12 protein-coding genes are annotated in these 15,523 nt (G+C 59.6%); 10 read left to right on the top strand and 2 right to left on the bottom strand.

Going from position 1 to position 15,523, the window contains the following annotated elements; all coding sequences use genetic code 11:
• Positions 1–16 precede the first annotated feature (16 nt).
• From PY793_RS03820 to PY793_RS03800, 5 genes are all read left to right on the top strand, one after another.
• Complete coding sequence (locus PY793_RS03820) at positions 17–1,021, top strand: outer membrane protein assembly factor BamD (protein WP_275176791.1); 1,005 nt, start codon at positions 17–19, stop codon at positions 1,019–1,021.
• Positions 1,022–1,199: 178 nt separating this feature from the next.
• Positions 1,200–2,921, top strand: coding sequence for a DNA repair protein RecN (gene recN, locus PY793_RS03815; RefSeq protein ID WP_275176790.1), 1,722 nt, complete (start codon positions 1,200–1,202; stop codon positions 2,919–2,921).
• A 26-nt stretch (positions 2,922–2,947) separates the two neighbouring features.
• Positions 2,948–5,008, top strand: coding sequence for an NAD-dependent DNA ligase LigA (gene ligA / locus PY793_RS03810; RefSeq protein WP_275177103.1), 2,061 nt, complete (start codon positions 2,948–2,950; stop codon positions 5,006–5,008).
• A 223-nt stretch (positions 5,009–5,231) separates the two neighbouring features.
• Positions 5,232–7,907, top strand: coding sequence for a pyruvate, phosphate dikinase (gene ppdK, locus PY793_RS03805; RefSeq protein WP_275176789.1), 2,676 nt, complete (start codon positions 5,232–5,234; stop codon positions 7,905–7,907).
• A gap of 50 nt (positions 7,908–7,957) precedes the next feature.
• Complete coding sequence (locus PY793_RS03800) at positions 7,958–8,785, top strand: pyruvate, water dikinase regulatory protein (RefSeq protein WP_086645597.1); 828 nt, start codon at positions 7,958–7,960, stop codon at positions 8,783–8,785.
• Positions 8,786–8,888: 103 nt separating this feature from the next.
• Here the strand turns inward: PY793_RS03800 and PY793_RS03795 are convergent, their stop codons facing one another.
• On the bottom strand, positions 8,889–9,281 hold the full coding sequence (locus tag PY793_RS03795) for a hypothetical protein (protein ID WP_275176788.1): 393 nt from the start codon (positions 9,279–9,281) through the stop codon (positions 8,889–8,891).
• A 193-nt stretch (positions 9,282–9,474) separates the two neighbouring features.
• Between PY793_RS03795 and PY793_RS03790 the strand changes: the two genes are divergently transcribed.
• Positions 9,475–10,086, top strand: a complete 612-nt coding sequence (locus PY793_RS03790; RefSeq protein ID WP_275176787.1) for an IMPACT family protein — start codon at positions 9,475–9,477, stop codon at positions 10,084–10,086.
• On the opposite strand, the gene PY793_RS03785 is transcribed toward PY793_RS03790, so the two are convergent.
• Positions 10,083–10,487 carry a hypothetical protein gene (locus PY793_RS03785; protein WP_275176786.1) on the bottom strand — a complete coding sequence of 135 codons (405 nt, stop codon included), beginning with the start codon at positions 10,485–10,487 and terminating at the stop codon, positions 10,083–10,085. The genes PY793_RS03790 and PY793_RS03785 overlap by 4 nt on opposite strands.
• A 311-nt stretch (positions 10,488–10,798) precedes the next feature.
• Between PY793_RS03785 and PY793_RS03780 the strand changes: the two genes are divergently transcribed.
• The 4 genes from PY793_RS03780 (at position 10,799) to gltX (ending at position 15,377) form a co-directional block, all read left to right on the top strand.
• The gene (locus tag PY793_RS03780) at positions 10,799–12,178 is read left to right on the top strand and encodes a class II 3-deoxy-7-phosphoheptulonate synthase (protein ID WP_275176785.1); all 1,380 of its coding nucleotides are present in this window, start codon (positions 10,799–10,801) and stop codon (positions 12,176–12,178) included.
• 106 nt (positions 12,179–12,284) lie between these two features.
• On the top strand, positions 12,285–13,478 hold the full coding sequence (locus tag PY793_RS03775; protein WP_275176784.1) for a nicotinate phosphoribosyltransferase: 1,194 nt from the start codon (positions 12,285–12,287) through the stop codon (positions 13,476–13,478).
• A gap of 8 nt (positions 13,479–13,486) precedes the next feature.
• Positions 13,487–13,930 carry a hypothetical protein gene (locus tag PY793_RS03770; protein ID WP_275176783.1) on the top strand — a complete coding sequence of 148 codons (444 nt, stop codon included), beginning with the start codon at positions 13,487–13,489 and terminating at the stop codon, positions 13,928–13,930.
• Between the two features lie 115 nt (positions 13,931–14,045).
• Positions 14,046–15,377 carry a glutamate--tRNA ligase gene (gltX, locus tag PY793_RS03765; RefSeq protein WP_275176782.1) on the top strand — a complete coding sequence of 444 codons (1,332 nt, stop codon included), beginning with the start codon at positions 14,046–14,048 and terminating at the stop codon, positions 15,375–15,377.
• The last annotated feature ends 146 nt before the right edge of the window (positions 15,378–15,523 follow it).

The following is a 15,523-nucleotide window of genomic DNA, read 5'->3' as shown; positions in this document are numbered from 1 at the left end:
GATCTGAAGAGCCGGTATGTTTGATATTTCTATAAAAACACAGTCAGTCCGTCGTCGTCTGCCGTTCGTGCTCTCAGCTCTGGTGCTGACCGGGCTTACGGGGTGCAGTCTTTTGACCGGTAGCAAAAAAGGGCCAATCGCGCCCAGAATTGCAGCACCAGAGACGCTCTACAACAACGGCATCGATGCCCTGCGCACCCGCAGGTACGAACTGGCTGCCGCCGAGTTTGAAACACTCCAGCAGAACTACCCCTATTCGGGCTACATCCCCAATTCGCAGTTGATGGAAGGGTATTCCTACTACCTTAAAGGAAAATACCCCGAAGCCGTGCAGCAGTTGAACCGTTTTATCAGCCTGCACCCCACCAGCACCGATTCCGCCTATGCCTATTATCTGCGCTCGCTCTGTTTTTATGAGCAGATTGCAGATGTACAGCGTGACCAGCAGGGCACGGCAGAAGCCATGGACGCTCTGGAAGAAGTGGTCACCCGCTTCCCCCAAAGCAAATACGCCCGGGACGCCCAGCTTAAAATCGACCTGTGCCGAGACCATCTGGCGGGCAAGGAAATGCTGGTTGGCCGTTATTACCAGCGCGAACGCAATTATGAAGGTGCGATTAACCGCTACCAGCGCGTTGTGCAGGACTTCCAGACCACCAACCATGTACCCGAAGCACTCGAACGAATGATGGAAGTGTATCTGGACCTTGGGTTGACCGATCAGGCCCGCAAATCCGCCATTGTCCTAGGCTACAACTATCCCGGCAGCCAGTGGTACCATTACGCGTACAACAAACTGAAGAGCTACCACCTGCTCGATGGCAAGCTGCCGCCTCCGGGCACTGCGGTTACCACCCCTGTCAAACCGGACCTGCTCAAAATGCAGGCATCGGATACACGGGATGAACGTATGGCAACCCCGGCAGCCATGCAGCAGTCCGCCACAACCGCACCGGCTGCAAATTCCCCCACACCATCAGCCAAGACGCAACCGGCCCCGGCGGCAGCCACCAAAAAGTAATACGGCTTTTTCACTTTCACTCTTGAATTAAGAACACAACAGGAACATACAGGACTCGCCTTTCCTGTCCGCAGCAAGGTATGCCTGTTTCAGGCTCAGGCGGGGGCAGGCATATTTGTTTAGTCTGTTCCGCAGACTCCAGTCATTTCAGGTGTGAACCTAGAAGCCGGATGTCGCCATGCTGACACATCTTTCCATCAGAGACGTCGTGCTGATCGAGGCACTGGACCTTGCTCTCCATCCCGGTTTTACCGCCTTAACGGGGGAGACCGGGGCTGGTAAATCCATCCTGCTGGATAGTCTGGGCCTTGCCATGGGCGAGCGCGCCAATGCGGGTCTGGTTCGCTCCGGTGCGGAAGAAGCCCGCGTAACCGCCTGCTTTGAAACCCCGGCGAGCCATACGGTCTACACCCATCTGGAAGAACAGGGTATTCCGGCCGACAAGGGCGAACCCCTTGTGCTCCGCCGGGTTATCTCGCGCGAGGGGCGGTCACGCGCATGGATCAACGACCAGCCCGTGGGCCTGACCCTGCTGCGCAAAACTGCTTCCGCCCTGATAGAAATTCAGGGCCAGCATGAGCAGATGGGGCTGGCGGACGCTTCCACCCATCGTGGTCTGCTCGATGCCTATGGCATCAAACCTTCCCTCCTTAAAAAAGTGGCACAGGCTTTTACCCACTGGCAGGACCTGCGGCAGAGCCTTGCCAGCGCGCAACAGGCTCTTGAAGACGCCGCCCGTGAGGAAGAATGGCTGCGCCATACGGTGAGCGAACTCTCCACTCTGGCTCCCCAGCCGGGGGAAGAAAGCCAACTGGCACAACAACGCCACGCGCTCCAGCAGGCCGAACGCCGGGGCGAGGCCGTGGCAGCCGCCCTGTCCGAGCTGACCCCGCGTGACCGCCGCTCCAGCGGACCGGCCGCTGCCCTGCGCGCTGCCAACCGCGCCCTTTTGCGTCTGGTTCCATCCACCACATCAGACAACATGCCGCCTGAAACCGATGGGTTGGCAGGCCGCATCGCCGAAGCCCTGAGCGCACTGGAAAACGCAGAAAACGCTCTTGCCGAAGCCGAGAGCCTACTTTCCCGCCTTATGGCGGATACAGAGGCCAACCCACGGGAACTGGAAGAGACGGAAGAAAGGCTGTTCACCCTGCGTACCGTTGCACGCAAGCACAATGTGCCAGTGGATGAACTGGCAGCTCTGCTGGCGCAATTAACTGCGCGCATCCATGCGCTGGACAATGGCGCCACCGAATTGGAAAGCCTGCGTAAAGCCACGGAAGACTCCCGCCTGGCCTATATGGAGGCGGCACACGCCCTGACTGATGCCCGCGCCCTTGCTGCCAAAAAAATGGAACAGGCCGTAACAGCCGAGCTCAAACCCATTAAACTGGAGAAAGCCCGTTTTCTGGCCGAACTGCAGCCCCTCTCCCCCGAGCAGTGGAGCCGTTACGGCATGGAACAGGTCACGTTCCTTATTGCTGCCAACCCCGGCCAGCCTCCCGGCCCCATTGCCAAGGTGGCATCAGGGGGCGAACTGTCCCGCCTGATGCTGGCGCTCAAGCTGGTTCTGGCCGGACAGTCAGGCATTGGCACACTTATTTTTGACGAAATTGATGCCGGTGTCGGTGGTGCAACCGCAGCCGCCATTGGTGAACGCCTGCACCGTCTGGCACTGAATGTGCAGGTTCTGGCCGTTACCCACAGCCCGCAGGTCGCAGCCAGTGCGGATGCGCATTTACGTATTGGCAAACAGACCCGTAACGGCCAAACCGCAACCCACGCCATAGCTCTGGCAGAAACCGAACGCAGGGAAGAAATCGCACGCATGCTGGCAGGAGATACAATTACCGATGCAGCCCGCGCTGCTGCCGCCAGCCTGCTGGACTCTAAAAAATGACAAGCAGCACCACCCCGATCGCAGACATGGACAGTGATCAGGCCCGCAGGGAACTGGCGGAACTGGCCAGCCAGATTGCCTACCATAACACCGCCTATCATGGTCATGATGCCCCTGAAATCAGCGATGCGGATTACGATGCCCTGCGCAGGCGTTACAATGATCTGGTAACCCGCCACCCCGATGCCGAACCACAGAACAGCGCAGCCAACGCGGTGGGGGCCAGCGCGGATACGGGGCTTGGCAAGCATATCCACCTTGCCCCCATGCTCTCGCTTGACAATGTGTTCGACCGTGAGGAATTTGAAGGCTTCATAACCCGTGCAGCCCGGTTTCTGGGTCTGGAACAGGCGGATACTTCCAGCCTGCGTCTGGTAGGTGAACCCAAGATTGATGGCCTTTCCATCAGCCTTACTTACGAATCCGGCAGGTTCGTCCGGGGCACCACACGCGGGGACGGCACGGAAGGGGAGGACGTAACCGCCAACCTGCGCACCCTGCGCACCCTGCCTATGGCACTTCACGCCCCCTACCCCGACCTGATCGAAATTCGTGGAGAAGTATTCCTCTCCAAAGCCGACTTTATCGCACTCAATGCCGCGCAGGAGGCCGCGGGTAAACGCCTGTTTGCCAACCCGCGCAATGCGGCTGCGGGTTCCTTGCGGCAACTGGACCCCAGCATTACGGCCCAGCGCCCGCTCTCCCTTTTTGCCTATGCACAGGGGTTCTGCTCGGACAAGACAACCCGTAGCCACTGGGCTTACCTGGAGCAGCTCAAGGCATGGGGGTTTACGGTCAACCCGTTCTCTCGCCAGATTGAAGGCGCAGCGGATGCCGAAGCTTTTTTTGCGGAAATCAACCGCGAACGCGCCAGTCTGGCCTATGACATTGACGGCGTTGTTTACAAGATAGACGACCTGAGCCTGCAGGAGCGTCTGGGCTTTGCCGGACGGGCCCCCCGCTGGGCCATAGCGTGGAAGTTCCCGGCCGAGCAGGCCATGACGCGCCTGAACACCATAGAAATTCAGGTCGGTCGTACAGGTGCCTTGACCCCGGTTGCCCATCTGGAGCCTGTGAATGTTGGCGGGGTGCTTGTGACCCGCGCCACCTTGCATAATGAAGACGAAATTACCCGCAAGGACGTGCGCGAAGGCGACCTTGTTCTGGTCCAGCGCGCGGGGGATGTTATTCCGCAGGTGCTCGGCCTTGCCCCGGCAGGTCAGGCAGCATCCGGGCGGCAGCCTCTTTTCCACTTCCCCGATCATTGCCCCGCATGCGGGGCGCTGGCCGTACGCGCTGAAGGGGAGGTCGTGCGCCGCTGCACCGGCGGGCTGACCTGCCCCGCGCAGGCGGTGGAACGGCTGATCCATTTTGCCTCCCGCCTTGCCTTCGACATTGAAGGGCTGGGTGAGCGCAGTATTCGCGAGTTCTATGAAGCCGGGCTGATTCATACCCCTACCGATATCTTCCGGCTCCGGGCACAGGCCGCAGTTCTGGAACAGCGCGATGGATGGGGCGAACAGTCCGTACGCAACCTGCTCCAGGCCATAGAGGAGCGGCGCACAATCCCGCTCGCACGCTTTATTTACGCTTTGGGTATCCGCCGGATTGGGGAAAGCAACGCCCGCCTGCTGGCCCGTCATTACGGCAGCTATGCCAACTGGCTGCGACAGATGGAGGCCGCCACCATTATCGGATCTGACGCCCGGCTGGAACTTGGGTCCATTACCGGCATTGGCAACGCCATAGCAACGGATGTGGTGGCCTTTGTAGCCGAGCCCCACAACCAGACCACTCTGGCTGAACTGAGCGCCGAGTTGACCATTACCGAGGAAAGTGCGGCCAGCGATGGCCCTCTGGCGGGCAAGACCATTGTGTTTACCGGCACGCTGCTGACCATGACCCGCCCGGAAGCCAAGGCCACGGCCGAACGCATGGGGGCCAGGGTATCCGACTCCGTCTCAAAAAAGACCGATCTGGTGGTGCTGGGAGAAAAAGCAGGCTCAAAGGCCAAAAAAGCAGCCGAGCTGAACATTCCCACCATGGATGAGACAGAATGGAACGCCTTTTGCATCACAAACGGATAGAACCGCCACACCCGCAGTTTTTTACCATTTACGTGTAAAAGGGAGATTGCCCGGCGGCCAAATCTGCGCCATGCTACCGGGCAACGAAGGGGTGGAGTTCGTCGTCCAAACTAAAAATAAAAATTCCGTGCCCAGTTCGGCTGCTGTTCCGGTATCCCCTGTTCCCATCCCCTCGGTCGGAACTTCAGCCCCGCTGGCACAAAAGAATGAAGTGAACGGCAAAATGACCAAGTGGATCTACAGTTTCGGCGCTGGCCAAAGCGAAGGCAACGCCGGGATGCGCAATCTCCTCGGCGGCAAGGGCGCCAATCTGGCGGAAATGGCCAATATTGGCCTGCCGGTGCCCCCGGGATTTACCATTACCACTGAAGTCTGCACCGCCTTTTACGATAACGGACGGAAATACCCCGCCGAGCTGGAATCCCAGCTTGAAGCAGCTATGGGGCTGGTAGAACAGGCCATGGGCCTGCGCTTTGGCGATGCCGAAAACCCGCTTCTGGTTTCTGTCCGCTCCGGCGCCCGCGTGTCCATGCCCGGTATGATGGACACAGTGCTCAACCTTGGTCTGAACGATGCAACGGTTGAAGGGCTTGTCCGCTCCTCGGGCGATGCCCGCTTTGCATGGGACAGCTACCGCCGCTTCATTCAGATGTACGGCTCCGTTGTGCTCGGCGTGCCGCACCACGAATTTGAAGACCTGCTTGAACAGGCCAAACGCGCTGCCGGCAAGATTGATGACACCGCCCTGACCGCCGAAGAATGGCAGGACGTTGTTAAAAGTTACAAGCAGATCGTCCTGTCCGAAACGGGAACTCCCTTCCCCGAAAACCCCAAGGACCAGTTGTGGGGCGCCATCGGAGCCGTCTTTGGTTCATGGATGAACCCGCGCGCCAACACCTACCGCAAACTGCATGATATTCCCGCCAACTGGGGCACGGCTGTCAACGTTCAGTCCATGGTGTTCGGCAACATGGGGAATGACTGCGCAACGGGCGTATGCTTTACCCGCGACCCGTCCACGGGCGAAAACATCTTCTACGGCGAATACCTGATCAACGCGCAGGGCGAGGACGTTGTGGCCGGTATCCGCACCCCGCAGCCGATGGCGGAGTGTCGTTCAGTCGAGGGGCAGACCTCGATGGAAAAAGCCCTGCCCAACGCCTACGGCGAGCTGCTCAAGGTACGTGACCTGCTTGAACGCCACTACCGCGACATGCAGGATATTGAATTCACGGTGCAGGCCAACAAGCTTTACCTGCTCCAGACCCGCTCGGGCAAGCGCACCGCCGCCGCCGCACTGCGCGTAGCCATTGACATGGCCAAGGAAGGCCTGATCACGCAGGAAGAAGCAGTGACCCGCGTTCCTCCCGCATCACTCGACCAGTTGCTCCATCCTGTGCTGGACCCCAAGGCCGAGCGCCAGCTGCTAACCCGCGGCCTGCCTGCCTCCCCCGGCGCTGCAACCGGCGTAATCGCTTTCTCCGCCGAGGATGTGGAAGACCGCGCCGCCAAGGGTGAAGACGTTATTCTGGTGCGCATTGAAACCTCGCCAGAAGACGTGCACGGCATGCACGCAGCCCGTGGTGTACTGACAACCCGTGGTGGCATGACCTCCCACGCAGCCGTTGTGGCCCGTGGCATGGGCCGTGTTTGCGTGGCTGGTGCTGGCAGCATTGCCGTGGATTACAAGGCCCAGACCATGACTGTGGACGGCCACACGCTCAAAGCAGGGGAGTGGGTCACTCTTGATGGCGGTACGGGTGCTGTCTACAAAGGCCGCGTTCCCACCATTCCGCCTACCCTGTCGGGAGATTTTGCAACCCTTATGGGCTGGGCAGACAGTGTGCGCCGCCTTGGCGTGCGCGCCAACGCCGAAACCCCTGAAGATGCACAAACCGCCCGCCGCTTCGGTGCGGAAGGCATTGGCCTGTGCCGGACCGAGCACATGTTCTTCGGCCCTGACCGTATTGGTCATGTGCGCCAGATGATCATGGCCGATGACACACAGACACGTGCCCGCGCCATTGAAGCCCTTCTGCCGTTCCAGCGCAGCGATTTTACGGAACTGTTCCGTATTATGGCAGGCCTGCCGGTCACCATCCGCCTGCTCGATCCGCCGCTGCACGAGTTCCTGCCGCATGGTGAGGCCGAACTGGCTGATGTGGCCAAGGCACTGGGCAAGGATGTGGAAAGCCTGCGCGCACGCCGCTCGGCTCTTTCCGAATCCAACCCCATGCTGGGTCATCGCGGTTGCCGCCTTGGCATTACTTACCCCGAAATCTACGCCATGCAGGTGCGTGCCATTACCGAGGCCGCGCTGGACATTGCTAAGGAAACCGGTAAGGCCGTGGAACCCGAAATCATGATCCCGCTCATCGGCACCAAGGCCGAGCTGGATCTGGTACGTCAGTCCTGCGAAGGTGTTATCGCCGATGTGCTGAGCGAACATGGCGTCCAGCTTGCCTACAAGATTGGCACCATGATCGAGCTGCCCCGTGCAGCGCTGACTGCGGACCAGATTGCACAGAGCGCCGACTTCTTCTCCTTCGGCACCAACGATCTGACCCAGACAACCCTTGGCCTGTCGCGTGATGATGCAGGCTCCTTCCTGCCTGAATACGTGGAAAAAGGGCTGCTGCCCCAGGACCCCTTTGTGTCCATCGACCGCGAAGGCGTGGGCGCTCTGGTACGCATGGGCGTGGAAAAAGGCCGTGCTACCAAACCCACCCTCAAGCTGGGCATTTGCGGTGAACATGGTGGGGACCCGCTCTCCATCGCCTTTTTTGAAGAAGTCGGGCTGGATTACGTGTCCTGCTCCCCCTTCCGTGTGCCGGTCGCCCGTCTGGCCGCAGCACAGGCGGCTCTTGCCGCACGCAATAACAAGGCTGTTAAAGCCTAAGGAAAAAATGGCCGCCTCCCTTTGGGGCGGCCATTTTTCAATCTGATACCATGCAAAAAATCCTTACTCTCCACCTTGTGTCCGAAGCTACGGGGCAAACGCTCGATTCCGTGGCGCGGGCCTGTATAGCGCAGTTCCCCAATACCGAAGTCAGGCTACGGCACTGGAACCTGATCCGTACCCAGATCCAGCTCCGGCGTGTTCTGCGGCATATTGCCAATAACCGAGGGCCGGTCATGTCCACCCTGACTGACCCGATCCTTCAGGCGGATATGGAAGCCGGTTGCGCCAGCCTGCAGATCCGGCTTCTGGACGTACTGGACAACGCCCTGAACTTTCTGGCCGAAGAGACCGGGGAGGAAGCAACCCGCCACCCCGGTGGCCAGTATATTATGGACGAAAACTACTACCAGCGCATCGAGGCCATGCATTACGTGCTGGCCCATGATGATGGTCAGGAAACACGTGGCCTGAACAAGGCGGATGTTATTCTGGTCGGTGTCTCCCGCGTTTCCAAAACACCGACCTGCTTCTATCTGGCCAACCGCGGCATAAAGGCGGCCAACGTGCCGCTGGTGATGGGTATAGAACCGCCAGAAGCCCTGTTTACCACCACCAAGCCGGTCATTGGTCTGACCATAGACCCCGAACGGCTGATTGAAATCCGCCGTAACCGTCTGAACCAGATGATCCCGGGCAAATCCCGCCCTGAGGCCATAACCGATTACGCCTATATTGATCTGGAAAAAGTGCAGGAAGAACTGCACTGGGCCAGACGGTTATGCCGACGCCATAACTGGCCGGTCATAGATGTGACGCGCCGCTCCATTGAGGAATCGTCCGCCTCCATCCTGGAACTGATTGCCACAACGGCCTGAGAACACGCCTCTGCTGCTCTTTTGATCGGGGCAAAGCAGGGGGCTCACGCCAAACCCCTGGCTCTGGTTCAACAGGGCCGTGGGTTTGGGGGCCGGGTAGTCTTTAGTCGTTCATTTCCTGTGCTGTCAGCCTTTGCACCCGCACGGCCTGCCCCTGAGCGTTGTAATAAATCACGCTGCTCCCGCGCCGCTGGGCATAACCATCGGGCTGCCCGTCTCTGCTCCAGAACAGCAGCCGGTTTGTATCCGGCTGCTCTACCACCCTGTCCCCCGGCGGGACAAAACGGTATTTGCTAAAATCCTTGTGCGCCCGTGGCAGGGGCAGCTTGCCCGCCAGATTATGCATGCTGGAAGCCTGATGAGCATCCGTATCATCATCATCCCCGCCGTTCAGCAGATCACCATCGGCATGGGCGGGCACACCGGCCATAAGGGGCAGTGCAAGCGCACACAAGCCAAACAGGATTTTCCATTTTTTGCGGAATACCGGCATCATGTGGGTGCTGTCTCCTTTAATTCATGCCTCTGGGGGCAAGGCTTGCCAGTTATGGGCTAGCATACATTCTTTACCGCGTTACTCCTGTTACAAAAGACTGTCAGCCCCCAGTTTTGACATATGCCCTTCCTGATGCTGCACAGTGCGGCTGCCCGACTTGCCCGAACCGGAATGGAAAGGATAAGAAGAGTGCATGACACAAACGCTGGTCGGCTCTTTTTTGCTGGAACGGGATATCAAAAAAAGCCGCTTTCTTGCGCGCGCAATCCCCATTGCCAGCATTGCGGAAGCCGACGCGTTTATTGCCCGCATTGCCGCAGCCGAGCCTGACGCCACCCACCACTGCTGGGCATGGCAGTTTGGCCCCCATTGCCGCTGCCACGATGCGGGAGAACCCTCGGGCACGGCAGGCCGCCCGATCTTGCAGGTGGTTGTCGCCCAAAAGCTGGACCGCGTAGCTATTGTGGTCTCACGCTGGTTTGGGGGGATCAAACTGGGCGCGGGCGGGCTGGTACGGGCCTATGCCGGAACAGCGGCCGAATGCCTGCGTGAAGCCCCGAAGGAAGAGCTGATCGAGCGGATCAGGCTTGGGTTTCACTGCCCGTTTTCATTACTGGGACTTATTCAGGCACGCCTGCCTGAATGGGGTGTGGAGGCCGAACCACCCGTTTTTGATGAAAACGGGGCGTGGTTCCAGCTTCTGCTCCCCCAGGCTTTGCAGCAGAACGTCTGTGCAAAGCTGACCGACCTGACCTGTGGCCAGGCCGACATTCGTCTTATAGAGGACGAACCCATACCAGCCTAGCGGGGGGTAACCCAGCCATTGCCTGTGGAATCCCCCACCTGCCCCGAACCAAACGGACCGGAATTCTGGTAAGCGGAACCATAGCGGGACAGATCAGACCCCGTGACCGAATCCCTGTGCACCTTGGCCAGATGGTCCGGGTCATCCCCATGCTGGAACTCCATGGATGGAGCATCCTGATAACCGGGTGGCAGGCTGCGGTGCCCGTGTACGGTCTTGGCTTCGGTCGATTTGCCCGCACTAACTCCCGCATCCGTGTTGCCATTCCCCTCGGAAAAGGAAACATCATCACTCGGGGTCATCAAGGGGTCCGCGTGAGCAACACTTGCTCCCCCCCCAAGGCTTGCCGCCATCAGAAGGCCGGACATCACGTTTACAAACGGTCTACGCAGCTGCGCCATTGCGCGTTACCCCGCAAGAGAAAAGGAAAAAACACCCACACGCACCATAAAGCAAATGGCTTTGCGGGTTCCATACTGGCAACCCTTATCACACCAAAAGTGCAAAAATCCAAATCCTCTGGCCAAGAGTGGAGCAGATGCCACACCATTGACCAGAACATGGCTTGAGCCCGCAAACGCTATTTGCCTAATCCGTGCATATTAGACATAAAGGCAGCCGCCTTTGGCAAATTCATGCCCAAGAGAGCATTGTTTTTACCCTTCTGCTTACCATTTTGTGTGTAACCAGCCCAACTGAACAGGAACGCGTTATGAGTGCTACGCTCACCCAGCCCAACCCGACGTCTGCGACCTGGATGCCGGATAGCTGGCGCTCGTTTCCGTTCAGGCAGATTCCCACCTATCCGGATGCAGCAGCCCTCAAAAACGTTGAGGACCGGCTGAGCGCCTATCCCCCACTGGTTTTTGCAGGGGAAGTACGCCGCCTGCGCAGCCATCTGGCCCAGGCCGCACAGGGCAAGGCTTTTGTACTGCAGGGCGGCCCATGTGCTGAAAGCTTTGGCGAGTTCAAGGCCGACATCGTGCGCGATACCTTCCGTGTGCTGCTGCAAATGGCCGTGGTACTCACCTTTGGGGCCAAGGTACCGGTTATCAAGCTCGGCCGTATGGCTGGCCAGTTTGCCAAACCGCGCTCTGCCGATATGGAAACCGTGGATGGCGTCAGCCTGCCATCATACCGGGGGGACATCATCAACGGGCCGGAATTCACCCCTGAAGCCCGTATTCCCGACCCTGCCCGGATGGAAACAGGGTATTTCCAGTCCACCGGAATCCAGAACCTGCTGCGCGCTTTCTCGCGCGGGGGGTATGCCAACCTGCACGAAGTACACCGCTGGAACCTTGGCTTTGTGGAACGCTCCCCATTAGCCAACCGCTACCGCACCATGGCCGAACGCATTGGCGAGACCCTCGCCTTCATGCAGGCATGCGGGATTGACGCAGCCTCCTCCGCGCAGGTGGACGAAACCGAGTTCTACACCTCGCACGAAGCCCTGCTGCTGCCTTACGAGCAGGCTCTGACACGCGTCGATTCCACATCGGGCGAATGGTATGACTGCTCGGCCCATTTTGTATGGATCGGGGACCGCACCCGCCAGCCCGACGGCGCACATGTGGAGTTCCTGCGTGGGGTGCGCAACCCCATTGGCATCAAGGTTGGCCCCACCACCAGCGTGGAAGACATCAAACGCCTGACCGCCATCCTCAACCCCCAGAACGAGGCAGGCCGCATTACCCTGATCTCACGCATGGGGGCGGAAAAGATCGAACAGTTCCTGCCCCCGCTCATGCGTGCGGTCAAGGAAACCGGGCAGCCTGTGACATGGATCAGCGATCCCATGCACGGCAACACCATTTCCACCGGCAACAACGTCAAGACCCGTTCGTTCGATGCGGTCATGAAGGAAGTCAAAGGCTTTTTTGCCGTGTGCGCAGCCGAGGGCGTACCCGCTGGCGGTGTTCACCTGGAAATGACCGGCCAGAACGTGACCGAATGCGTAGGCGGTGCCCAGCGCCTGACCGAAGCAGACCTTGGTGCACGGTACGAAACCTTCTGCGACCCGCGCCTGAACGCCGAACAGTCTCTGGAACTGGCGTTCCTGATCGCGGAGGAGTTGACCGGCCGCAATTAAGGCCGCCCGCTCTTTGCCTGATCACAGAAGCGGGGGGTGGTCTTTACGCCACCCTCCATCACACCCATCATCTGTGTAGTGTTTGGCAGAAAAGAGCATTTCAGTAATGACGCAATCCCCTTCTGGCGCAACGGCTCCCGGTATTCCCACGGCGCAGGCCACAACCGCCCTGACAGATGCAGACATCCGGGCACGCACGGATTCCTACTTCAACCGCACCTGTCAGATTGTCAGTCACTTTGGGGATTGTGAGGTCACTTACGCGTTTTTCCTGCGCTGCCCTGTTATTTCCGCCCCCGGCATCATGCTGGAATGGCTGAAGAACGTCATGGCCGAGCGTGGCAGCGACTACACCGTGGACCTGCTCCACCCCGAGGGAGAATGGGTCGGGGCGGGGGAGCCGCTTGTCTATGTCACCGGTTCGTTCCTGCATCTGGCGGACCTGGAAACACTCCTGCTTCAGAAGCTGGGCAGTTCCTGCGTTGCCGCCCTGCGGGCTTACCAGATGGCGCTCTCTCTGCCGCAAACCCGTTTTCTGGCTATGGATGCCCGGCATTGCGCAGGGTACGAAATGCAGGAGCTTATGGCCTATGCCGCCTCCGTTGGCGGACGGGCTGCACAGCAGGACGGAGCAGTGGGGTTTGTTGGCACAGCCAATGATGCGGTGTCCGCCTTTTTTGGCACAACACAGGGTGCGGGCACCATGCCCCATGCGCTCATTGGTTATGCGGGCTCCACCGTGCGGGCGGCGGAAATGTTCCATGAGACATTCCCCGCCTCCGACCTTGTGGTGCTGGTAGACTATTTCGGGCAGGAAATAACCGATGCGCTGGCCGTATGCCACCGGTTTGAGGAACTGGCCAGAACTGGCCGCATTGCCGTACGGCTAGATACGCATGGCGGACGGTTTATGGAAGGGCTGAACCCTCAGGAATCCTATGCCGTGGTCAACCGCCATGCCCCCGAGGCCCTGCGCCGCTACCGCTCCGACCGTGAGCTGCGCTACCTGATTGGCACAGGTGTTTCCGCCGCATCCATCTGGAAAATGCGCGAGGCACTGGACGAAGCCGGGTTCAGACAGGTGCGGATTATTGCCTCATCGGGCTTTGGGGTCACCAAATGTGCCTGTATGGCCGATGCCCATGCTCCCATAGATGTCGTGGGTACAGGCTCGTTCATTCCCGAAATATGGAACGAAACTTACGCCACAGCCGATATTATTTCGTACAACGGTGTTGAGCGGGTTAAAATCGGACGCGAATTCCTGTTTGCTTCCGCCCGCAACAGAAAAGACAGCTAGGAAATCCTATGAACGAAACCGAAGCCCCTCAGGAGCAGAGCTGGAAAGTCCGTATTCTGGACCTGTCCGGCGGTGCCGAAGACAATATTGTGGAAGAGGTTGGCGTTTTTCATGACCTTGCCCACGCCAACGCCTTTGCCCGCGCCTATGTGCGCGACAGCGTGGAACGCTGCCGCATGCCCGGCGCCTCCGCCAAGGACGTGCTGGACACATGGACCAGTTTTGGCGAGGACGCCGTAGTGGTGGACGCCGAAGATGATGGCTGGCGCTCCGCCAACGAACTGGACGACTTTACCGCAACCCCCGCAACATCCATGGAGCGCGACTGGCGCATGCTGGACCCCCGCCGACTGGTGGACGGTGAAGACATCCTGCTGGAAGATGAAGATAACGCCGGAGCGGAAGAGGACGACACGGACACGTTCGACCCCGGCCTGCACAACCTGCACTAACCCCCGCCCACAGGCAGCAGAGGCAGGCAAGCCCACCCGACATGCCGCCCCTGCCCTTGTTTTATGTTTCCTTCGTGCTGGTCTTTCCAGCCCATTCACGGCATAAGCCCCTGTTATGAAACTCCGCTTTGCGCCCAGCCCTACGGGCCTTCTCCATGTGGGCAATGCCCGCCTTGCCCTTGCCAACGCCCTGTTTGCCCGCCGCAACAAGGGCAAATTCCAACTGCGTATTGATGATACGGATACCGCCCGCTCACGCGAGGAACTGGTAGGTGCCATCCAGCAGGACCTGGAATGGATGGGCATTACGTGGGACGAGACCTTCCGCCAGACCGAGCGGCTGGACCGCTATGCCGCCGCCATTGAAAAGCTCAAGGCATCCGGCCACCTGTACCCCTGCTTTGAAAGCGAGCAGGAACTGGCCGCCAAGCGCGAAACCCAGATCCGCCAGCACCGTGCCCCCGTGTATGATCGCGCCATGCTGCGCATGACCGAGCAGCAGCGCGCACAGGCCGAAGCCAATGGCAAGGTGCCTTACTGGCGCTTCAGGCTCTCTGGCCGCATTGTGCGCTGGCGCGACCTTGTTATGGGAGAATGTCAGGTCAAACTGCCTTCCGTCTCCGACCCGGTTCTGGTCCGCACCGATGGGACGGTGCTGTACACGCTGGCCTCGGTTGTGGATGATCTGGAGACAGGGATCAGCCACATTATCCGTGGGGAAGACCACGTTACCAATACCGGCGTGCAGATTGACATTGCCGAAGCTCTGGGCGCTCGCCCCGACCACTTCCGCTTTGCCCACCTGCCCCTGCTGCTGGACGAAAACGGCGGCAAGCTGTCCAAACGGTTTGATGCCTGTTCCCTGCGCACCCTGCGTCAGGATGGGGTTGAGGCGGAAGCCCTGATTTCCTACCTTGCGCGCCTTGGCAGTTCGGACGACCCGGCACTCATGCCGTTTGATGCACTGGCCCAGAGCTATGACCTGTCACATATCTCGCGCTCGGCTGCCCGGTTTGACACACGCCAGCTTCTGGCCATGAACCACCGCTATCTTGCCCAGTGTCCCTTTGCCACTGTAGCCGGGAAGCTGCCCAAAGGTGCTACGGACGCCTTCTGGCTGGCCATTCGCAGCAATATCGACCTGCTTTCGGAAGCCAGACTATGGCTGAACGTTGTCGAGGGGGACATTATCCCCCCCGTGCAGGAGGAGGACGAATCCTTCCTTCAGGATGCCGCAGCCCTGCTCCCGCCCGAACCGTGGGATGTGGAAACATGGAAGGCCTGGACAGCCGCCATCAAGGACAAAACAGGCCGCGGCGGCAAAAACCTGTTCCACCCCCTGCGTGTTGCACTCACGGGGGAAGAGCACGGGCCTGAACTGCGCGACCTGCTCCCCCTTATCGGCCGCAAGCGCGCACTGGCCCGCCTGCTACCATCTCAGGTTTAAGCTACAGGCCGCACCATATGGCCCCGGTTGGCTGCCGGGGCTGTTGATGCACTCCCCCGGTTGCGGGTCTGGACAAGTCTCTTTTGGCCCGTATCTTTTTACCCGTGTCTTTTGGCGCGTGTATGCATAACATGGCTTGACCTTCC

It is taken from the genome of Acetobacter fabarum (assembly GCF_029069195.1).
Classification (GTDB): Bacteria; Pseudomonadota; Alphaproteobacteria; order Acetobacterales; family Acetobacteraceae; genus Acetobacter; species Acetobacter fabarum_A.
The sequence above is the reverse complement of the archived record's forward strand: the minus strand, read 5'-3'. Positions and strand labels throughout refer to the sequence as shown.